This window comes from Hyalangium minutum, from assembly GCF_000737315.1.
Taxonomy (GTDB): domain Bacteria; phylum Myxococcota; class Myxococcia; order Myxococcales; family Myxococcaceae; genus Hyalangium; species Hyalangium minutum.
Map to the genome: position 1 here is coordinate 156334 of NZ_JMCB01000014.1, position 21559 is coordinate 177892.

At 68.5% G+C, this 21559-nt stretch carries 12 protein-coding genes; 9 read left to right on the plus strand and 3 right to left on the minus strand.

Going from position 1 to position 21559, the window contains the following annotated elements:
- Nucleotides 1–9 precede the first annotated feature (9 nt).
- Nucleotides 10–1566: an amidohydrolase family protein gene (locus DB31_RS31400; RefSeq protein WP_044194360.1), complete on the minus strand. Its 1557-nt coding sequence runs from the start codon at nt 1564–1566 to the stop codon at nt 10–12.
- A gap of 299 nt (nt 1567–1865) precedes the next feature.
- Between DB31_RS31400 and DB31_RS31405 the strand changes: the two genes are divergently transcribed.
- The 3 genes from DB31_RS31405 (at nt 1866) to DB31_RS45360 (ending at nt 11412) form a co-directional block, all read left to right on the plus strand.
- Complete coding sequence (locus tag DB31_RS31405; protein ID WP_044194363.1) at nt 1866–2180, plus strand: hypothetical protein; 315 nt, start codon at nt 1866–1868, stop codon at nt 2178–2180.
- A gap of 322 nt (nt 2181–2502) precedes the next feature.
- A complete protein-coding gene (gene agmC, locus DB31_RS31410; protein ID WP_044194366.1) occupies nt 2503–9429 on the plus strand; it encodes an adventurous gliding motility protein AgmC in 6927 nt (2308 codons plus the stop codon).
- 189 nt (nt 9430–9618) lie between these two features.
- A complete protein-coding gene (locus DB31_RS45360; RefSeq protein ID WP_052420395.1) occupies nt 9619–11412 on the plus strand; it encodes a two-component system sensor histidine kinase NtrB in 1794 nt (597 codons plus the stop codon).
- A 4-nt stretch (nt 11413–11416) separates the two neighbouring features.
- Here the strand turns inward: DB31_RS45360 and DB31_RS31420 are convergent, their stop codons facing one another.
- Nucleotides 11417–13120, minus strand: a complete 1704-nt coding sequence (locus DB31_RS31420) for a BamA/TamA family outer membrane protein (RefSeq protein ID WP_157232280.1) — start codon at nt 13118–13120, stop codon at nt 11417–11419.
- Nucleotides 13121–13335: 215 nt separating this feature from the next.
- Between DB31_RS31420 and DB31_RS31425 the strand changes: the two genes are divergently transcribed.
- A complete protein-coding gene (locus DB31_RS31425; protein ID WP_240486973.1) occupies nt 13336–13725 on the plus strand; it encodes a response regulator in 390 nt (129 codons plus the stop codon).
- 21 nt (nt 13726–13746) lie between these two features.
- On the opposite strand, the gene DB31_RS31430 is transcribed toward DB31_RS31425, so the two are convergent.
- Nucleotides 13747–14610, minus strand: coding sequence for a cobalamin-binding protein (locus tag DB31_RS31430; RefSeq protein ID WP_044194371.1), 864 nt, complete (start codon nt 14608–14610; stop codon nt 13747–13749).
- 296 nt (nt 14611–14906) lie between these two features.
- Between DB31_RS31430 and DB31_RS31435 the strand changes: the two genes are divergently transcribed.
- From DB31_RS31435 to DB31_RS45365, 5 genes are all read left to right on the plus strand, one after another.
- Nucleotides 14907–16532, plus strand: a complete 1626-nt coding sequence (locus DB31_RS31435; protein WP_044194374.1) for a serine/threonine protein kinase — start codon at nt 14907–14909, stop codon at nt 16530–16532.
- A 2-nt stretch (nt 16533–16534) separates the two neighbouring features.
- Entirely contained in the window at nt 16535–19051 is a 2517-nt protein-coding gene (locus DB31_RS31440) for a TonB-dependent receptor domain-containing protein (RefSeq protein ID WP_205628602.1), read from the plus strand.
- Nucleotides 19048–20316, plus strand: a complete 1269-nt coding sequence (locus tag DB31_RS31445; protein ID WP_044194378.1) for a hypothetical protein — start codon at nt 19048–19050, stop codon at nt 20314–20316. The genes DB31_RS31440 and DB31_RS31445 overlap by 4 nt, the downstream gene beginning before the upstream one ends.
- A gap of 174 nt (nt 20317–20490) precedes the next feature.
- A complete protein-coding gene (locus tag DB31_RS31450) occupies nt 20491–20970 on the plus strand; it encodes a response regulator (protein ID WP_044194382.1) in 480 nt (159 codons plus the stop codon).
- 76 nt (nt 20971–21046) lie between these two features.
- Nucleotides 21047–21535 carry a hypothetical protein gene (locus tag DB31_RS45365; protein ID WP_052420396.1) on the plus strand — a complete coding sequence of 163 codons (489 nt, stop codon included), beginning with the start codon at nt 21047–21049 and terminating at the stop codon, nt 21533–21535.
- Nucleotides 21536–21559: the final 24 nt, after the last annotated feature.

Here is a 21559-nt window from a genome sequence, read left to right on the forward strand (position 1 = left end):
ACCCCTTCATTAGAAGAGAACGCGCTGGAGTCCCGCCGCCTGGAGCAGGTAGTCCCGGGACTCCTCGAGGGACGCGCGGAGGCGAGGCCAGTTCACGTCAACCAGGGCGCCTCGCCACTTCCGGATCCTTCCCGCGACGATGACCGTGTCCACGTTGCTGCGCTCCATCAACGTCACGACAGCCCCCGGCACATTGTTGAGCGGGGCCACATTGATGGCGTCCGCTCGCAGCAGGAGGATGTCTGCCTCCTTGCCCGGAGTCAGCGAGCCGACCTTCTGGGAGAGGCGGGCCACCCGGGCGCCCTCGACCGTGGCGAAGCGAATCACATCGCGGCACGTGAGGAGCTCGGGCAGGTTCGTCTCTCCGTTGATCGCGCGCTCGTTGATGAGCGCCCGCTGAAGGGTGAAGACGGTCCGCATCTGGGTGAAGAAGTCCGCGGTCATCGTGCACTCGACATCGACGCTGAGCGCGGGCTGGACGCCATGATTGAGCGCGGCCTGGATCGGCGGCATGCCGTGCCGCATGGCCATCTCGATGGGCGCCGCGATCGACACGGTCACTCCCGACGCGGCGATCGCCTGCCAGGAGGCCTCCGAGAGGTGGGTGGCGTGGATGAACTCGATGTCCGGGCCGAGCAGGCCTTCGCTCGCGAGCTGCTCCACGAGCGTCTGCTGGCCGAGCGGGCCAACGAGGTGAGACACGATGTGCAGGCCATTCTGGCGCGCGATCGCCCAGTAGGTCCGGAACGCGGCATCGAACACCTCCCCGCCCATGGCCAGGGTCAGGAGCTGATCGGTCGAAGAGAAGTACCGGCTGCGGATCCGCTGGAGATCATTCGGGAAGATGTTGCGGGGGCCCACGCCCGGTGAGTACACGAAGACCGAGCGGCGGCCGGCCTCCTGGAGCCCCTCGATGGCGGCATCGGTGTGCTCCGGAGAATGGCCCGCCTGCGACGTGTCGACGACCGTGGTCACTCCCGCGTCCAACTGGCTGAGCGAAGCGACGAGCTCGCCGATGAAGACGTCCTTCGGCCTGTAGAACGGCGTGATCCGGGTGTGGATGTAGTCGAGGTAGTTCTTCTGGCCGTGCGGCAGCCCATCGTTGGACAGCAGGCCGTCTGACAGGAAGCTCCGCAGCGCGGTCTGGTACTGGTGGTGGTGGGTGTCGACAAACCCCGGCATGACGATCATGCCCGCGGCGTCGATGACGGTCGCCCCCGGGGCATGCAGGTGGGCCCCTACCGCGACGATCTTCTTGCCCTCGATGAGCACGTCACCCTGAGCGAAGTTTCCAACGCTCGGGTCCATGCTGAGGACCGCGCCCCCTTTCAGCAGGTAGCGCCGGTGCGAAGCACCGGTCTCCCGGGGCATGTCGCGGTCCTTGTCGCCCATCTCCGGGAGCAGGTCCCCCGGCGAAGGCGCTGCCATCGCAGGCGCGGGAGCCGAAGAGACCGCCACGGCTCCGAGGGCGGAAGCCCCTGCCGCGAGAAGCTCGCGACGGGAGGCGCTCGCCTTCACGGGCTCGCTGTCATGAATCGAGTGGTCTCCACAGAGCATCTGGCACATGTCACATCCCCCTCGGGTTTCACCAGAGCCCTTGGCCGTGCCACCTCTCGGGGCAGCAAGGCCGACTTCCAGTGATTTCTTGTAAACAATAGCCTGCGGCGGAAGACAGCGTCGAGCGGTGACCTCGGCGCAGGCTGGGGGTGTCACCCCCCAGTTGCCTGGGCACGGTATGCCTACCTCCACCGACTCAGTGCTCGCTCGTGGAGCGTGCGGTCAGACGCTCCGCTCTGCATGTGCGGCTTCCGACCCACACGTTCCGTCATGAAGCACCATGTACCTGCCCACGGGGGGAGAGACCCATGAAGTTCCTGAAGGTGCGGTGGCTCGCTGCCGGAGTGCTGGCCGGCGGACTGATGCTCACAGGCTGCTCGGCCAGCAATTCAACCGTGCGCGTGAGCCCTTATACGGACAACACAGGCATGGGCTTCGGCTACATCAGCAAGACCAAGCAATCGGATTACAACCTCTGGATGCCCCTGGAGGATCCGCTGCGCACCCGGCAGCAAGAGAACATCTTTGCCGCGGCGGCCGAACCCACCGTTGAACCGACACCCAAGGGGATCGGTGGTTCGGGGCAATGCCCACCGCCAGAGCCCCCGCGCTCGGCGCAGTAGTCCAGCCAGAAACAGGCGTATCAGCCCACCCGCAAGCTTCTTGCTGGGTGGGCCGCGCCACCCTTGCCTCTGCAGAGTGGAGCACTTGGGGCTGGAGTGAAGCGCGCCCCCTTCGCGCCCCGGTCCCGAGAGCTTTGACGCGTCAATTGACGTTCGTTGACGCGCAAATGATGGCCCTTCCGAAGGGGCAGCAGCGGCGCCCGGCCTGGAGGCCTCCGTGGTCCCTGGCTTGCAGCCCGTCTGCGCGGAAAGCCCCCTAACGCATCACGACTTCCTCACCACGCCCCGCGAGCCCCCCATCCCAGCGCGGGGAGATACACCTATGACGAATGTATCCTGGAAGCACATCCCCCGCAGTGCTCTGCTGGCTGTCGCCCTGTGCGCACTTCCAGTGCAGGCCGGGCCCGACAACGTAGGACTGGGCACCGGCCGTGATGGCGAGCTCACGGTGACCGCGCTGAACACCGTCATCAACAGCTACGCCCAGGTCACCGCGCCGCTGGCGCCGGGGGACACGACCCTCACGGTGTCGTCCTCCACGGGCTTCACCGCGAGCAAGCTGGTGCTGGTGCATCAGACGACCGGCATCGTGCCCACGCCGCCCACGGGAGGCACGGGCCCGATCGATCTCACCAACGACCCGGTGGGCCGGTGGGAGTTCGCGCGGCTGAGCGGCGTCACGGGGACCACGCTCACCCTGACCGCGCCGCTGCTCTACTCGTACGCGGCCAGCGTCACCCAGGTCATCTCGGTGCCGGAGTACACCCACCTCACGGTGGACGCGGCCGGCAGCCTCACCGCACAGGCCTGGAACGGCACCACGGGCGGCGTCCTCATCTTCCTGGCCGCAGGCACCGTGCAACTGGAGGGTGAGCTCAACGTAGACGGCAAGGGATTGCGGGGGGGCCTGTACGTCCAGGATACCCTCACCACCCGTACCGGCTGCTCGGGAGTGGATGAGGCGGCCCTGGGCGGTGCGCAGAAGGGCGAGGGCCTCGCCGTCACGCGGTATGGGACCGGGAATACGGGGCGTGGCCATGTGGCCAACGGCGGCGGCGGCGGTGTGTGCGCGCGCGCGGGCGGTGGCGGCGGTGGCAACGGCGGCGCGGGCGGCGTGGGCGGCAACACGGACTCCTCGCTGGATCCCATGACGGGCCGGCCCGTGGGTGGCACGGGCGGTGTGGCTTTGACGTACCCCTCGGTCAGCCGCCTGACGCTCGGCGGTGGGGGCGGCGCGGGCCATGGCACCACGACGGGCACCCGCAGAGGCGGCGCGGGTGGCGGCATCATCTTCGTCCGTGCCGACGCGCTCCAGGGCGACGGCAGCATCAACGCGAGCGGCGCTCAGGGTGACACCGTCACGGGGCTCAGCGCGGCCCATGGCGGTGGCGCGGGCGGCACCGTCTACCTGCGACTCAGGACGAGCGCCGACTGTGCGGCGCTGGTGCAGGGCGGTTCGGGTGGCAACACGAACGCCTCCATGCGCTTCGTGGGTCCTGGCGGTGGTGGCGGCGGTGGCCGTGCGCTGCTCCAGGCCGTCTCGGGCTCCTGTACGATTGATACTGCAGGAGGGAACCCGGGTCAGACGGCCACGCTTCCTCCAAGCGGAGACTGGGGCTACGGCGCGCAGGGCGGCGCCAACGGCGTCTTCGTCCAGCTGCCGGAAGGGTTCCCGGTGCTCGCGGCGCCTGTGGTGGTGACGCCCGCCAACGGCTCCTCGACCCATGACACGACGCCTACCTACTCGGGCACGCTCCCCCCCCCGATCCCCGCGGGGACAACGGTGTCCGTGATTGTGGACGGGGGAGTGGTGGGCACGGCAACGCCGGATGCCGCTGGCAACTGGTCCTTCACCCCCACGACGCCGCTGGCGCCCGGCTCGCATACGGCGAACGCCTTGGCCATCAACCTGGCCGAGGCGGTGGAGAGCATTCCAAGCCCCCCACACACGTTCACGGTGGCCACCACGCCACCCGTGGCCCCTGTGGTGAACACCCCAGCCAATGGATCGCGCACCAATGACAACACGCCAACCTACACGGGTACGGCGGAGCTGGGCAGCACGGTGACGGTCATTGTGAACAGCTCACCGATGGGTACTACCCCGGCGGACGCGGCGGGCAACTGGGTGTTCACGCCTACCCCGCCCCTGGCGGAGGGCTCGCATACGGTGAGCGCCACGGCGACGGACGCGGCGGGCAACGTCAGCCCCATGTCCAACACCAACGCCTTCACGATCGACATCACCACGCCCGAGGCGCCAGTGGTGGTGACGCCGGCCAACGGCTCACGGACCGAGGACAGCACGCCGACGTATGCGGGTACAGCGGAGCCGGGCAGCACCGTCATCATCATCGTGGACGGCCCCCCAGTGGGCATCGCCACGGCGGACGTGGCGGGCAACTGGGCGTTCACGCCCACCCCACCCCTGGCGGAGGGCTCGCACACGGTGAAAGCCACGGCGACGGATGCGGCGGGCAACGTCAGCCCCGTGTCCAACACCAACACCTTCATGGTGGACGCCACGCCTCCGACGGTGGTGGTGACGACGCCAGCCGAGGGCTCGATCACCCACGACAACACGCCGACCTACAGCGGCACGGTAGAGGCGGGCAGCACCGTCACCCTCAGCATGGACGGCACGGTGGTGGGCACTGCGACGGTGACGGGCACGACGTGGACATTCACGCAGACCCCTCCGCTGCCGGATGGCCCGCACACGGTGACGGCCTCGGCGACGAATGCGGCGGGCACTGCCACCGACAGCACCACCTTCACAGTCGACACCGCGAGCCCGGCCGTGGCGGTGACGGCACCCGCCGAGGGCTCCTCGACCCACGACACCACGCCGACCTACAGCGGCCTGGTATCGGACAATGGACCGGGCCCGTACATGGTGCTCGTCACGGTGGACGGAACCCCGCTCGGCAACGCGGCGGTGACGGACGGTACCTGGACCTTCGACCCGGCCGTTCCGCTGGCCGATGGGCCGCACACGGTGACGGCCACGGCCACGGACCTGGCGGGCAACACCGCCGCCGACAGCAACATCTTCACTGTGGACACCTTTGCTCCCGCAGTCTCGGTGACGACGCCGGCCGACGGCTCGACGACCCATGACTCCACGCCGCTCTACGCCGGTACGGTGGAGGCGGGCGCCACGGTGGTCATCTCCGTGGATGGCACGGAGGCAGGCCCTGCGCTGGTGACGGACACTGCGTGGACGTTCACGCAGCTCACGGCCCTGTCCGAGGGCTCTCACACGGTGACGGCCACGGCCACCGACCCGGGCGGCAACACTGCCACCGACAGCAACAGCTTCACGGTGGACCTGACGCCTCCGACGGTGACGGTGACGACTCCAGGCGAGGGTTCGGGAACCAACGACCCCACTCTGGTCTACAGCGGCACGGTGGAGGCGGGCGCCGCGGTGATCATCTCCGTAGACGGCACGGTGGTGGGCGATGCCACGGTGATGGGCACCCGTTGGACGTTCACCCCATCGACACCGCTGTCAGAGGGTTCGCACACGGTGACCGCCCTGGCCATGGATGCTGCAGGCAACACTGCCAGCGATAGCAATGACTTCACCGTGGACCTGACCGCTCCGGCAGCGGCGATGGTGGGCATGCCGGCCAATGGCTCGACCATCACCGACTCCACATTGACCTTCAGCGGCATGGCGGAGCCTGGCAGCACCCTCACTCTCATTGTGGACGGTACGGTCGTGACTACCTCCTCGGTGGAGCCCAGCGGCAGTTGGAGCTTCACGCCCCTCATCGACCTGTCGAACGGCTCGCACACGGTGACAACCACGGTCACGGATGCCGCAGGCAACACCAGCCCCCACTCCGACACCACCACCTTCATCGTCGAGTTGAATCAGGCCACCGGGGGCTGGCGCGCCATCGGGACTCTGCTCACCGCCCGCACGGGCCACAAGGCGACGGTGCTGCCCTCCGGCAAGGTGCTGGTCATCGGCGGCGAGGGCCTCCGCAGCGATGGCACCCGCGGCCCGCTGGCCAGCACCGAGGTGTACGATCCGGCCACGGGGACTTGGAGCCCCACAGGCGCACTGACCACAGCTCGCCAGAACCACCTGGTGACGACGCTGCTCTCGGGTCAGGTGCTCGTCACCGGCGGCGAAGGCATCCGCAGCGATGGCTCCCGCGGTCCGCTGGCCAGCACCGAGGTGTACGATCCGGCCACGGGGATTTGGAGCCCCACAGGCGCTCTGACCACGGCCCGCCAGAACCACTCCGCGGTGCTATTGCCCTCGGGTCAGGTACTCGTCACCGGCGGCGAAGGCATCGACAGCGAGGGCACCCTCGGCCCGCTGGCCAGCACCGAGGTGTACGATCCGGCCACGGGGACCTGGAGCCCCACAGGCGCCCTGACCACGGCTCGCCAGAGCCACTCGGCGACGGTGCTGTTCTCGGGTCAGGTACTCGTCACCGGCGGCGAAGGCATCGACAGCGAGGGCACCCTCGGCCCGCTGGCCAGCACCGAGGTGTACGATCCGGCCACGAAGACCTGGAGCTCCACAGGCGCTCTGGCCACGGCCCGCAGGAACCACTCGGCGACGATGCTGCTCTCGGGCGAGGTGCTCGTCGCCGGCGGCGAGGGCCTCCGCAGCAATGGCACCCGCGTCCTGCTGGCCAGCACCGAGGTGTACGATCCGGCCACGAAGACCTGGAGCCCCACAGGCGCTCTGGTCACAGCCCGCAGGAACCACTCAGCGGTGCAACTGCCCTCGGGCAGGGTGCTGATCAGCGGAAGCGAGGGCCCCAGCGGAGCCCTCACCAGCACAGAGGTGTATGCCCCGGGAACGGGGGTGTGGAGCCCGACACGTGACCTGCTCACGGCCCGCTCGGGTCATGCGGTGACGCTGTTGCCCTCCGGCCACGTGATCATCACTGGAGGCCAGGCCTCAGGCCGTCCCCTGGGCAGCGTGGAGGTGTACAAGACGGTGGGGGCTTCCTCTCCGACGGCGCCGCTGACCGAGGCCCGCTCGGGTTTCTCGACGGTGCTGCTGCCCAACGGGCAGGTGCTGGTGGTGGGAGGCTCAGACTCCGACGGCCGTCCCCTGGCCAGCGCACGGCTCTACAACCCTTTCACCGGGCAGTGGAGCGAAGCAGCGAACATGGGCATGCCCCGTGCCTCCGCCACGGCCACGCTCTTGCGCACCGGCCAGGTCTTGGTCACCGGAGGCAGAGCCGTGGCCCACCGTGGACTGCAAGGCCCCAGCGCGGATGGCGGAGAGGTCCTCTCCACCGCCGAGCTGTTCGACCCGGTCACGAACACCTGGAGGTCCACCGGCTCGCTCCAAGAGGCCCGCTACGCCCACTCGGCGATCCTGTTGTCCACAGGGAACGTTCTGGTGACAGGAGGCCTGGATGCCAATGACACCCTCTGCACGACCGCCGAGGTATACGACGTGGCGGCGGGAGCCTGGAGCAAGACGGACTCGATGAACTTCCCTCGCCGGCAGCACATGGTGGCTCAACTGCCCACGGGCGAGGTGCTGGCCGCCGGCGGCCGGGACTCGCATGACATCCCTCTCGCCAGCGCCGAGGTGTATCACCCGGTGCAGAAGACCTGGACGAACACGGCTTCCATGAGCACGGCTCGCGCCACCTCGACGGCGGCGCTCTTGCCCACGGGCCAAGTGCTGGTGGTCGGAGGTGCCAACGACAGCGGTACGCTCTCCACCGCCGAGGTCTACGACCCCACGGGAAGAAAGTGGATTCGCGCATCCTCTCTGAATGCGCCTCGCAAATCCCACACCGCGCTGCTGCTGCCCACGGGCCGGGTGCTGATCCTGGGCGGCTCGGATGACCGCCATTTCCTGGACGACGTGGAGGTGTATGACACGAAGCAGAACACGTGGGAGACCTTGAGCCGACTGGTCGACGCTCGCGAGAACTCCATGACCCTGTTGCTGCCCTCGGGCAAGGTGCTGGTGCTTGGAGGCCAGAATGCCATGGGCCCTCTGGCGAACTCGGAGTTGTATGACGAGTTCGGGGCTCCTGACTCACGGCGCCCTGTGGTCGAGCAGCCCTCCCCCCAGAAGCCCGATGCCCACTTCAGAGTGAAGGGCCAGGGCTTCACGGATCCTACCGGAGACAGCTCGAGGGTCCGCATGCAGCTTGCCCCCCTGGGAGCGCTGCGAGACGTGTCCGCGACAGGATTCTCGGACACTTCCGTGCAAGTCACCCTGCCTGGCGTACCGGAGGGCTTTCACCTGCTCTTCGTGATGGTCCATGACGTTGCCGGGGGGCAGGTCTTGCCGGTGGATGCAACGCCGCCGGCAGCGCCCTCGGTGAAAGGCTGGACCCACGGTGCCCAGCCTCAGCTCTCGGGCACCGCGGAGCCGTACAGCACGGTTCAGGTGTCTCTGAACGGCAGCCCTCAGGAGGGCTCGGCGGAGGCGAATGCCTCAGGAGCCTGGAGTCTGTCACTGACGACCCTGCTGGTGGATGGGAGCTACCAGGTCTCGGCGACTGCGCTGGATGCCGCGGGCAACCTCAGCCAGCCTTCCGTGCCGATCACCTTGATCGTGGACACGGAGGCACCGCCACCACCCGAGGTGAGCTCCCCGGGCGCACTCATCAAGAACCCCAAGCCTACCCTGGGTGGCACTGCGGAGGCCCATAGTACGGTGACGGTGTCGCTGGATGGGCACCTGCTCGGCAGGGCCATGACGGACTCGGAGGAACGCTGGAGCTTGCCTCTGCAAACGGTGCTGGAGGACGGAGTGCACACTGTCTCCGCGACTGCCACGGATCCGCATGAGAACACGAGCCGGGACTCCGCGAAGGTCACCTTCACCGTGGACACCCAAGCTCCTGCCGCGCCCGAGGTGCTGACGCCGCAAGAGGGAACCACGATGTCCTCCCGAACGGTCACCGCCAGCGGAACAGCGGAGGCGGACAGCACCGTGACGGTGTCCGTGGAGGGAGCGGAGAAGGGCACGGCCAAGGCCCACCCCAGCACGGGGGCCTGGAGCCTCACCTTCGAGTTGGGGCCTGAAAACGGGGGACGAACCCTCGTGGTGACCGCCACGGATGCGGCGCTCAATGTCAGCCCTCCCGCGAAACGCACGTTCGCCGTGGATACGGGCGGTGGCTGCTCGGGCTGTGCATCAAGCCCCAGAGAGCCTTCGCTGGTTCTGCTGGGCCTGGCCGCACTGTGGCGCCTGCTCTCCCGCCGCCGCTCCACCCGAGCGTGCGCATCAAGGCCTCCCTGAGAGGTAGGGGCGAGGTGACCTGACGCCTCCTATGAAGCAGCTTGCCTCCCTGCGCACAATCCCGGGCACGCGGCGGACTCATGTCCCGCCGCGCGCCCGGCCATGGCACTCCCTTCTTCCGCCTCACCCACCCAGACAGCCCCTCCGCCCCCAGTCTCACGCTCCTGGCTCCTGGCGCGGCTGGACTCCTTGCTCTCGGAGCCTCTGCGCAAGGCGCTTCCAGCGGATCTCGTCCGCTACCGGCTCCTGGTGGGCGTCGCCTGCTTCTTCGTCTTGTTCAATACGCTCTACGCGCTGGGAGCCCTCTGGGCGGGCCTGCCCCCTGCCCCCAGCCTCGTGGCCAGCCTGCTCTACATGAGCGTCCTGGTCCTCGCGCGCCGAGCCAGCACGATCCAGCCGCCCTCGGCCCTCCTGTTGGCGTGCATGGCGATAGCCATCATCGGGGCCACCTTCGAGGGCCGCGTCCCCTTTGTCAGCACCCACGCCATCAGCACGCTGATCCCTGTGTTCGCTGTGTACTTGGCCGGTGCTCGCGTGGGCTTCTTCGTCACCCTGACCCTGCTGATCGCCCTCTGCGTGGGCTACCCGCTCTACTTCACCCTCGCCGGACTTTCCCTGCCCCACCTCTCCCCTTCCCTGTTCTGGCTCATGCACCTGTTCTCCGGCTTGTCCTTGCTGGGAGCCTGGGGCATCGGGGCGCTGCACAACACCGCGAGGGATGCCGCCCAGGGCTCGCGCGAGCAGACGCTGAAGGCCCTGCAGCAGAGTGAGAACAAGCTCAGCAGCCTCTTGGAGAGCACCGATGATCCGGCGCTCTCGATGGACAAGGAAGGCCGGCTGATCACCGCCAACGCCGCGGCGAAGCAGGTGCACTTCCAGCAGTTCGGCAAGGAGGCGGTGGTAGGTCAGCCCTTCTGGGTCGAGGAGCCCGAGCGCGCGCGACGCTGGGCGCCTTACATGGCCCAGGCGTTCTCCGGCCAGCGCGTGCGGTTCGAAGACGAATTCGAGCTGCGGGGTTCCCTCCGCCTCATGGACATCAGCCTCAGCCCCTTGCTGGGCGAGGACGGCCAGGTGGTGGGACTGACGCTCTTCGCGCGGGACATCACCCTCCGCAAGGAGGCCGAGTCCCGGCTGGGGGAAATGCACCGGGCCCTGCTGGATGTGTCCCGGCAGGCGGGCATGGCGGAGGTGGCCACCGGCGTGCTCCACAACGTGGGCAATACCCTCAACAGCGTCAACATCTCCACCGGCCTGGTGACGGACCGGCTCCGCGCGTCCCGAGTCTCCAGCCTGGTCCGAGCCGCCCAGCTCCTGCACAAGCACACCGCGGACCTCCCTACCTTCTTCACGCAGGATCCAAAGGGCCAGATGTTTCCGGCCTTCCTCCTGACCCTGTCCCGGCAGTTGCAGGAGGAGCGAGACGCCCTGCTCCAGGAGATGCGCTCCCTCAGCGAAGGGGTAGACCACATCAAGTCCATCGTCAGCATGCAGCAGCGGCACGCGAGCACCGCAGGCGTCCAGGAGCAGGTGGAGCTGCCCCAGCTCATCGACGAAGCCCTGCGCCTGCACGCCGCCTCCTTCGAGCAGCTCGGCATCCGCATCGAGCGCGACTACGCCCCGGTGCCACCCCTCTCCGTGGATCGGCACAAGCTGCTGCAGATCCTCGTCAACCTGATGAGCAACGCGCGCCACGCCTTGATGGAGAGCCCGCGCCAGGACAAGCGGCTGATCATTGGGATCCGGCCAGAGCCTGACGGCAACCAGGTGCGCATCCAGGTGACGGACACGGGTGTGGGCATCGCCCCGGAGAACCTGCCGCGCCTGTTCATGCAGGGATTCACCACCAAGAGGACAGGCCACGGCTTCGGCCTGCACATCAGCGCGTTGGCTGCCGAGGAACTCCGCGGACGGCTCTCCAGCGAAAGCCCTGGCCTTGGCCAGGGTGCCACCTTCACGCTCGAGCTGCCGCTGGAGCCCTCGTGAGTAGCTACCGCAGGGGCGTCTCCAGGATGCTGGGGCGGTACTCGGTGATCTGCCCGCCGGTGAAGGTGATGCGCTGCCCCACCGCCGGCCGGGCGTCGTTGAGCACGTAGCCGAAGTCCAGCCGGAACACGTTCACGTTGAACTGCGGGAAGAGAAAGCGGATGCCCACGCCCACCGAGTGCACCAGGTTGGGCCGCCGCTCGAATGCCGAGCCCGCGTCATAGAAGAGCACCCCGCCCAGGTGCAGCGTGTGGAATACCCACGGCGCCGTGCGGTACTCCAGGTTCACCAGAAGCAGCCGCTTCCCCGAATACGCATCCAGCGCCGAGCCTCTCAGCCCGTTGGCGCCGCCCAGCAGGCTCACCCGGTCGAACAGATCATCGATGTTCACATCCAGCAACCCGCGCGCCACGAAGCGGCCGCCCAGCACCTTCGGCGACACCTGGTGCACCTCCGCCGCCCACCGCCGGTTCGTCCACCCAGCCCCTTCGCCCAGCGCGCGGCGAATCGCACCTCCCGCCGACACGGTCGTCAGCGCATCTCCCCACCGCCAGCGGTAGCGCAGCGCAGCGCCCAGCTCCGCGTAGTGCGCCGCAGCCGCGTACACCGGCGGCGCGTACCGCACCGTCGTTACCACCGAGTGGCCGATCTGGAAGTCCTCCGAGAGCGCGTACGCGTCCACATCGCGCAGCACCTCGTAGCGGGCGTCATAGGCGGACAGCGACAGCGAGGCATAGATGGCCTCCTCGCTGCGCGGCAGGTGGTTCACCCGGAGCCACTCCCGCTGCGCGTCATCCAGCGGAGCGCTCGCGGGGGCCTCGTACTTGCGACGGTAGGCCGTCACCCCGCCCGACACGTTCTTCTTCGAGGCCTCTCCGTAAGAGCGCGTGTAGCCGGCACCCACAGACACATCGCGCGTCTCATAGACGTAGGGCACCGGCTCGCCGTCCGGGTACGGGAGCTGCCAGATCTCCGTCCCCTTGAACACCCGCGTCGTCGAGATGTTCCAGTCCACCGAAGTGCTGAAGCTCCACGGCGTGGACAGCGAGTACAGCGGGCGCTGCAGCACCACCGTGCCGCTGCTTCCCTCCAGCTCCCCGCTCTCCCGGCCGATGATGAGCGAGGCCGTCTCGCCCAGGTACCAGCGGCTGCCGCCCACCCGCCGGTTGATGTACGTCTGCCCGAAGCTCATCGTGTCCGGCCGCAGCAGGAAGTCCACCGCAAGCTGCTGGTTACGGCCCAGGAAGTTCTTCTCGGTGCCTTGCAGCCGCAGGGCGCGCAGGAACGAGCCCACCACATCCCAGGTCTGATTGAGCCGCAGCGACCAGAGATCCTTGGTGATGACCAGCAGTGCCACGCCTCCTGGCTCCCGCCCCTTCACCGGTACCACGCGCACCACCGAGAAGATGCCCAGCTTGCGCAGGTTGCGTGCCGTCTCCTCGGCCAGCTCTGCCGAGTAAGGGGCCCCGAGTTCCAGCAGCACCTCACGCCGGATGACCTGCTCTCGGGTCCGCACATGAAAGATGTTCAGGAAGTCCGGGTACGGATCGCTCTCGGCGATCACCTCTTCGGGGGCGACGAGCACCGCCTCCAGCCGCTTGCCTTCGGGCTCGGGATCCAGCTCGCTCGCTTGCTGGGCGAGCCCCCACGCGAGCAGCGTCTCCTCATACCCACCCACCGAGGTTCCCGCGTCGGGCACTGTCGCCATCAGCGGCGCGACCACCAGGGTGAGCAACACGAGCGGCACATGCCCATCTTGTCACGCGCCCGGGTTTGCCCGGGGGGACAATTGCAGGGCCAGGGAGTGAGGCCCCGCGCAAGGCAGAGTTTCATCTGGTCAACAGTCCCGGGTGAGTGGGGCTCCGTCAGTTGCCCGGAGCGCTCGGCAACCCCACAGTAGGTCCCTCATCTCGGAGAATCACCTTGGGATCCAAGCCCGCAGCCAGCATCCTCCTCGTCGAGGACAACGAAGACATCCGCGAGGGGCTGAGCATCCTGCTGGAGTCCGAGGGCTATGACATCACCGCCGTTGGCTCTGCGGAGGAGGGGCTCGCCCTGCTGAAGGCGCGCGGCTTCCACGTGGTGGTCACCGACTACATGCTGACGGGAGAGAGCGGCGGGTGGATGGTGGAGCAGGCCTCCCAGGCAGGCTGCCTGAACCACGCCCGGGTGCTGATGATCACCGCCCACCCGCGCGTCGTTCCGCCCCAAGGCGTGCGCATCCTCCACAAGCCGCTGGACATCGACTTCTTCCTGCGTGTGGTGGAGGAGGAGCGTGCCGCCTCGCTCCAGCGTGAGGCCAAGGCGGGTTGAGCTGCCGTCCCGTGTTGGGGCTCATGCCGCGCGGAGATCTCCCGGACGCGGGGGCGGCAGCTTCTCTCCCCGGGCCACGGCAGCCACAATGCGCGCCAGCTGCTCCACGCCATCCGTCAGCGCCGCGGGTCCTGGCTGGAGGATGAAGCTGCTCTTCACCTCATAGAGCTGGTCGTCCACCACCGCCCGGACCGCCGCCCAACCCGGCCGCGAGACGATCTTCTCCCGCTTCGCCTTGCGGCCGCACCAGCTCGCGATGACCGCCTCAGGGTCCCGCTGGGCCACGGCCTCGGGGGTGAAGATGCGGCCCTTGGCCTCCGGGTGCTCCCGGGACTCACGGCACACGTCCTCACCGCCCACCAGCTCCACCAGCTCCGAGCACCAGCGAATGCCGGAGATCAGCGGCTCGTGCCACTCCTCGAAGAAGACCCGGGGCCGCCGAGGCAGCTTCTCCGCCGCCTCCGCGTGCCGCTCCAGGTTCGCCGTCAGCTCGTCCGCGAGCTTCTCCGAGGCCTCCGCCCGGCCCACCAGCGCCCCCACCACGCGCACCGTCTGGAGGATCTCCGCGATGGAGCGCTGGTTGAACAGGTACACGGGCACACCGCGCTTGCACAGCTCGCGCCCCAGGTCCGCCTGCAGGTCCGAGAACCCCAGCACCAGGTCCGGCTTCAGCTCCAAGATGCGCTCGAAGTTGGCATCCAGGAACGAGCTCACCCGTGGCTTCTTGCGCGCCTCGGGCGGCCGCACCGTGAAGCCGGACACCCCCACCACCAGGTCCCCCGCGCCAATGCGGTACAGTGTCTCCGTCGTCTCCTCCGTCATACAGACGATGCGCTGAGGATGACGCGGCGCGGAGGACAGCAAGCTCGCGAGTCGGGCATTCATGGGTGAGGGCGAGGTCTAGCGCAGGTTCCTGGCGGAACGGAGACCTCCTCCGCGCTCTCGAAGGGGCTCGCCGAGCCCTACCTGTTGGATGGGAGGGACGTGCCCTCGCTCACGGATGTGCGCACGGTGCTGGCCGAGGCGCTCTTGACGCACTGCGGCCTTGCCACAATCGAGGCCATCTTTCCAGGGGTTGGCCGGGGACCCGCCCTCCCTGGTCTCTTGGGTGGCTGAGGGTCATTTGCTACCATACCCCCCGGATTGGCCTTGATGCCGCCTGTAGGGCGGCGGGGAAGCACATGATCGAAAGCGACGCCTCAGCCGGGGGCGCGCCACCAGCCGTGATGGATCCCCTGCTGGGCAGGGTCCTCAACGAGCGCTTCAAGATCCTGGAGGCGCTCGGCGCTGGCGGCATGGGCCGCGTGTACAAAGCCATCCAGGCCCCCCTGGATCGCCCCGTCGCGCTCAAGGTCCTCAACCCTCAATACGGTCAGGAGAAGGATCCCGGGTTCCAGCGCCGCTTCTTCTTCGAAGCCAGCGTCACCGCCAAGCTGCGCCACCCCAACACCGTCACCGTCATCGACTACGGGAAGACGGACGACGGCATCTTCTTCATCGCCATGGAGTACCTGGAGGGCCAGACGCTCTCCCAGCTGCTCACGCAGGTCGGCCCTCTGCCCTGGCCCCGGGCGCTCACCATTGCCCAGCAGATCGCCCGCTCGCTGCGCGAGGCCCACAAGATCGGCCTCATCCACCGGGACTTGAAGCCCGCCAACGTGATGATCCTCACCCAGGAGACGGATCATGACGTGGTGAAGGTGCTGGACTTCGGGCTGGTGAAGTCCTTCATGCCTGACAGCGGCCAGTTCCCCGCGGACGTGTCGCTGACCCAGGCCGGCGTCATCCTCGGCTCGCCGCAGTACATGGCGCCCGAGCAGGCGCGCAACATCTCGGATCCCCGCAGCGACGTGTACTCGCTGGGCGTGGTGCTCTACCAGATGCTCCTGGGGCGCCCGCCGTTCCACGCCGAGCAGGGCATCGACATCATCGTCAAGCACATCAACGAGCCGCCCCCGGCCTTCGCAGCCGTGTGGCCCGACCACACCATCCCTCCCGAGGTGGAGGCGATCGTGATGAAGTGCCTGGCCAAGCGCCCCCCGGATCGCTTCGACTCCATGGACGCGGTGCTCGAGAGCATCCGCCGCGCCATGGCCGCCGGCAACTTGAGCGGCGTCTACTCCGGCCCGATCAGCTCCCTCACGTACATCGGCACCGGCCCCATCACCGGCCCCATCGGAGGGCCGCATCACTCGCCCTCAGGCGCCTCGACGATGTCGCTCGATATCGCCGTGGATGAGCCGGACAAGCGCAAGCGCCGCAACTCGCTGCCCATGGCCCTGTTCGGCGGCGCGGTGCTCATCGGTGTGTCCGTGGCCCTGGTGTTCGCGCTGCGCACGCCGACGCCCAAGCCCGTGACGGACCTGCCTCCGCTGCCGGTGCAGCAGCCCACCGCCACCGCTCCCACGCCCGCGGTCACGCCTCCCTCCGCCGAGGAGAGCCCGCCCGCCCCGGAGGCCGAGGCCGAGGCCGAAGAGCTCCTCATCCCTCCGGTGGAGGCCGCCGAGCCCGAGGCGAAGCCCGAGCGCGTGCGCTTCGTCATCAACAGCGAGCCGAGCGGCGCGCGGGTGACGTACGCGGGCAAGAGCCTGGGCACCACGCCGGTGGAGCTGGACGTCGCCCTGGGGAGCAAGGGGCTCGCTCGCGCCGAGCTGACGTTTGATCTCAACGGGTACTCGCGCCAGACGGTCACGGCCGAGGGCAAGGGCCCAACGGTCCGCTTTACCCAGAAGCTGAAGAAGAAGGGCTCGTCGCGGCCGGCCAGGCCGTCGGGCTCGAATGGCTACAAGGACGATCCCTACCAGTGAACATGCCCGGAGTTTTCAAGCGAGCGGGCGTCCTCGCGATCTGTCTGTGCGCGGGGACGGCCCTGGCCGACGAGCGCCTCGAGGCGCGCCGCCACTTCCGCAACGGTATGAGCCTCATCGCCCAGGGGCAGTTCGACCAGGGCATCGCCGAGCTGCAAGAGGCCTACACCATCAAGCCGCACCCCAACGTCCTCTATAACATCGCCCGCGCGTACCTGGACGCGGGCCGCTCCGTGGAGGCGCTGGACTGGTACCGGAAGTATCTGGCCGCCAATCCGCCCGACTCGGACTCGGTGCGCGCCACCATCGCCAAGCTGGAGGCCACGGTGAAGGCCTCCGAGGCGGCCAACCCCAACGCGCCCACCGCACCGGCTCCGGCACCACAGGCCGCGTCCCCCGCGGATGCGCAGGCCCTGGCGGCGCTCGTGGACCGGCTGGAGAAGGCCATTGCCCGCGCGGAGGCGATCCCCTCTGGAGGCACTCCCGGCCCCGTGGTGCCAGGCATTCCCCTCGTCCCGGGGGCTTCGGTGCCCGCGGCCACCGGGGAGGCCGGAGCCGCGGATGTGGGAGCAGTGCCATACGAGGAGCGCGTGGTGACGGCCAGCCGCCGCGCCCAGTCCTCGCTCGAGGCGCCCAACGCCACCACCGTCATCACTGCCGAGGACATCCGCCTGTCGGGCGCCACCAGCCTGGTGGAGTTGCTGCGCCGGGTGCCGGGCGCGGATGTGATGGAGCTGGGCGTGGGCAGCGCCAACCTGTCGCTGCGCGGCTTCAACCAGCGCATCGCCAACAAGGTGCTCGTGCTGGTGGACGGCCGCAGCGAGTACCAAGACTTCCTCGGCTTGACGCTCTGGTCCAGCCTCCCCATCGAGCTGGAGGAGATCGACCGCATCGAGGTGATCCGCGGGCCGGGCAGCGCCCTGTACGGCGCCAACGCGATGCTGGGCGTGGTCAACATCATCACCCGTGCGCCGGGCTACGGGCAGCGGCAGATCCACGCCCTGGTGGGCGGCGGCAACACGGTGAGCGGCTCGTTCGTCAGCTACGGCGCCGCGAGCGCCCTGCGCTACCGCCTGTCCGTGGGCTACGGGCAGATGGACAAGTGGAGCCAGGACTTCGCGGGCAACCGGCCGGACATGGCCTTGCGCGGCCCCAGCGCGGAGCGCGGCTACCAGGGCGCCCGCGGCAACCTGGCCACCGAGTACACCTTCAAGCCCGGGTTCGACCTGGGCCTGTCGGCCGGCGTGCACCGCTTCAGCACGGAGGCCTATCCGCTGGGCACGCTGCGCAACTTCTACATGGATGGCCTCACCGCCTACGGCAAGGGGGACGCCAGCCTGGGGCCCGTGAAGTTCAAGGCCTTCTGGAACCACGTGAACGTGGACACGGGCCCGCAGTACGAGCCCATCGGCCAGCGCTCGCTGGCCACGCACGTCACCTCCAACGTCTTCAACGGCGAGGCCCTCTTCAGCAAGGGCTTCGAGCTGGGCGGTGAGCACCTGCTCAACGTGGGCGCCGAGGGCCGCCTCAAGCGCGTGAGCTGGGACTACATGGGAGGGACGAAGGAGGAGTTCCACGCCGCGGCCTTCGTGCAGGACGAGTGGCGCCCTGTGCAGCCGCTGCGCCTGCTGGCCTCGTACCGCGCGGACCGGCACCCGCTGCTCAACAAGGGCTCGCCCGGCCTGGCGCACTCGCCGCGCGTGTCCGCCATCCTCCTTCCCGTGGAGGGCCACGCGTTCCGCGCCAGCGCCGCGTCCGCCTTCCGCGAGCCGACGTTCCTGGAGAGCTACACGAGCCTGCTGGTGCCCGCCCCCGGCGTGCCCGGCGCCAGTGCGCTCACGGAGGGCAACCGGGAGCTGAAGCCGGAGCGAATGGTGGCCTTCGAGTTCGGCTACCGCGGCGAGGCCCCGCGCCTGGGCATCGACTGGGACGTGGCCCTCTACCAGAACACGGTGAAGAACCTGATCGCCCTGTCCGAGGTGCAGCGCCTGCCCGCGGGCGACTCGTTCGACGAGGCGAGCAACACCTATGTGGTGGGCCGCTCCTTCTTCCAGAACGAATCGGAGACGTACACCTCGCGCGGCGTGGAGCTGGGCCTCTCGCTGGCCCCGGTGGACGGCCTGGGCATCAAGATCAGCTCCGCCCTGCAGAAGGTGACGACGGACGGAGAGGACGCCACCACGTGCGGCCCCTGCAGCCAGGCGCCCCAGGTGAAGCTCTTCGGCGGGCTGACGTACCGGACGCGCTCGGACCTGGAGTTCGGCGTGGACGCGACCTACACCTCGGGCACCACCTGGATCGAGCGTGAGCCCGCGTCCGCGGACCCCACGCGCATCGAGTTCATCGCCAACCCGCTGGCCGCTTACACCGTCCTCAACGCCCGCGTGGGCTACGAAGTCATCCAGGACAAGCTCACGGTGGCGGTGGTGGGCTCGAACCTGGCTGCCGGCCACACGCAGCATCCCTTCGGCAACCGCATCGAGCGCCGCGTCTACGCGAGCATGACGGTGATTCCATGACCTTCCTCCGCTCCCAGGGCCCGGCCCTCGCGGGCCTGCTCCTCTCCTCCGCCCTCGCCAGCTCGTGCGAGGCGCCTCCCGTGGTGGCCACCCAGGACCGCCAGCAACAGACGCGCTACGGCCGCATCGAGGGCAGCGTCGTCGTCCAGGGGCCCGCGCGCGGCAACGCCGTGGTGTTCCTCTACGACGCCACGCGTCCCCCGCCGCCGCAGGGCACGGGGCGCCCCGTGGCCTTCAGCATCACCGCGCTCGAGGACTTGTACGGGACGGACGTGAACACGTTCACGTCCGGGCCCTTCACCGCGCCCTTCACCTTCCCGCTGGTGCGCCCAGGCAACTACCTGCTGCGGGGCTTCATCGACACGGACACGTGCCGCACACCGAGCTGCCAGCAGGGCTCGTGCGCCCCCGAGGTGACGCCCTGCCACGGCCCGGACTTCATCCCCTGGTACAACGTCACCGCCGAGCCGAACATGTTCGACGTGGGCGGCGCCGCGGTGGACGCGGCCAACCGCGTCCCGCGCGTGTTCACCGTGGGCGAGACAGAGGATGGGACGCCTGTGCCGGTAACAGGTGTCACCGTGAGCTTCTCCTCGGACACCGCCACCGTGAGGGCAGACCGCCCCGTCTTCAACGTGGTCGGCTCCGCGACGATTGATCCGAGCGGCATCCAGACCTTCAAGCTGCGCTCGCGCCCTATCAGTGATGGCGTGGTGACCCTGCGCGCTCCCGTGTTCATCGTGCGCTTCGTGGACGAGAACCAGGACGGCGTGCCGGATGATGCCAACAAGGACGGCGTGCCGGACCTCTGGCCACGTATCGTGGTGCGCAAGCTGTCGGACAGCGGCACCGGCCTGGCCGACGAGAACGATCTGGACGGCAACGGTGTGCTTGACACGGAAGGCGTGGACTACCCGCACCTCGACGGCACCCAGGACGGCAAGCCGGATGCCGTGATTCTCGGCACCACCCTCCTGGCGGACTCGCTCCAGAGCGCGCTCTATGACGCCGATGGCCACCCGAAGATGGACGCCGTGGTGCCGGTGACGGAGCTGAACGTAGCCCTGCGGCCCATGGCGATCGACGTGCGCGACCCCGCCGCCCCGGCCATCCTCAAGACCATGCCGGCCGGCCGGTACGGCATCACCGTGCTCCAGTACACAGGGCAGGTGTGGAAGCTGCCCAACGAGCTGTCTCCGCAGCTCGCTCCGGCGCTCGGCCTGCCCCCCGTCGAGGGCCAGGGCTTCTCCTTCCAGGTCCGCTAAGCCTTCGGTCTTGCAGGAGGTAGCACGTCACCCCCGGGTTCCCTACCTGGGGACTGCCATTGTTCCGACTTTTCGGCTTTCACGCCTTTCACTTCGTTTTGACATCAGACCGGGTTTCCTGCATTATTCCAGTTGTGCAGTTCAGGGGATTTCCTGAACGAGGGAAGGATCCGTATGAAGGCTGGAACGCTCTCCTCTGTTGCTGCTATCTCCATTCCTCGTCCTGCTCTGGAGCAAGTTCGTCCTGTGCTGAAGGCCGCTGCTACCGGGACGCCCCAGCGCGTCCTGCTCGTCGATGACAGCCGCTCCATCCGGACGCTGCTGAAGATCTACCTGATGGCTCGCAACTTCGAGTACGTCGAGGCCGAGTCCGGTGAGGAAGCCCTCAAGATGCTGGAGGAGGGCAACGTGGATCTGGTGCTGACCGACTTCCGGATGGAGGGCATGAGCGGGGCGGAGTTCGCCATGCAGGTGCGCGCCAACCCGGACTCGAAGATTGCCCGCACGCCCATCATGATGATGACGGGCGACCCGAACGTGGCCGAGGTCCGCACGCAGGGCCAGAAGGCGGGCATCAACGCCTTCGTGCGCAAGCCGGTGAGCTGCGCGCAGCTGATGACGCTCGTGGACACCATCCTGCCGCGCAACAACTGAGCGGCGCCTCTTCTCAACTGACGCTGTCCCCCAGCCCCACCCTCTCCTCCCCGGGAGACGGTGGGGTTTTCATTCCATGAACTCCCCGCTCGCCATCCGCGTGTCGCTCCTCGGAGCGCTGCTGCTCTCCCCCGTGGCCCTGGCCAAGGAGAAGGTCATCGTCAGTCCCGGGGTGCTGTTCAGCGTGTCGAAGCGGCCCGAGCGCACCGCGCTGGGGCTCGGGGCCGAGGTGAGCGCCTGGACCTACCCTGACTCCGAGGGCCGCTCCGGCGGCGGCTTCGTCCAGTGGCAGTCGATGGAGTTCGACCACCAGCGCTTCTGCGCCGGCATTCAGGGTTCGTGGGAGGTGGTAGGGATGGAGTTCGGCGCCACCTACGAGACGGCGAACGCGGATCGCGCCTCGACGCTCAGCTTCCACGCCGCGCCCTACCTGAGCATCGCCGTCTTCTCGGTGGCCCTGCGCGTGGGCATTCCGCTCAAGCGGGGCGACGACTCCCTGCCGAGCCATGGGTATGATGTGGGGCTGGCCTTCGGGCTGAAGTATCCGATCGGGCTGCTGCGCTGAGGGCGGGAGCGGCCGGGTGCGCCG

Coding starts and splice junctions, on each gene's coding strand:
- DB31_RS31400 (WP_044194360.1), bottom strand. CDS start 1,566: ATGTGCCAGATGCTCTGTGGAGACCACTCGATTCATGACAGCGAGCCC.
- DB31_RS31405 (WP_044194363.1), top strand. CDS start 1,866: ATGAAGTTCCTGAAGGTGCGGTGGCTCGCTGCCGGAGTGCTGGCCGGC.
- agmC (WP_044194366.1), top strand. CDS start 2,503: ATGACGAATGTATCCTGGAAGCACATCCCCCGCAGTGCTCTGCTGGCT.
- DB31_RS31420 (WP_157232280.1), bottom strand. CDS start 13,120: ATGGCGACAGTGCCCGACGCGGGAACCTCGGTGGGTGGGTATGAGGAG.
- DB31_RS31430 (WP_044194371.1), bottom strand. CDS start 14,610: ATGAATGCCCGACTCGCGAGCTTGCTGTCCTCCGCGCCGCGTCATCCT.
- DB31_RS31435 (WP_044194374.1), top strand. CDS start 14,907: ATGATCGAAAGCGACGCCTCAGCCGGGGGCGCGCCACCAGCCGTGATG.
- DB31_RS31440 (WP_205628602.1), top strand. CDS start 16,535: ATGCCCGGAGTTTTCAAGCGAGCGGGCGTCCTCGCGATCTGTCTGTGC.
- DB31_RS31445 (WP_044194378.1), top strand. CDS start 19,048: ATGACCTTCCTCCGCTCCCAGGGCCCGGCCCTCGCGGGCCTGCTCCTC.
- DB31_RS31450 (WP_044194382.1), top strand. CDS start 20,491: ATGAAGGCTGGAACGCTCTCCTCTGTTGCTGCTATCTCCATTCCTCGT.
- DB31_RS45365 (WP_052420396.1), top strand. CDS start 21,047: ATGAACTCCCCGCTCGCCATCCGCGTGTCGCTCCTCGGAGCGCTGCTG.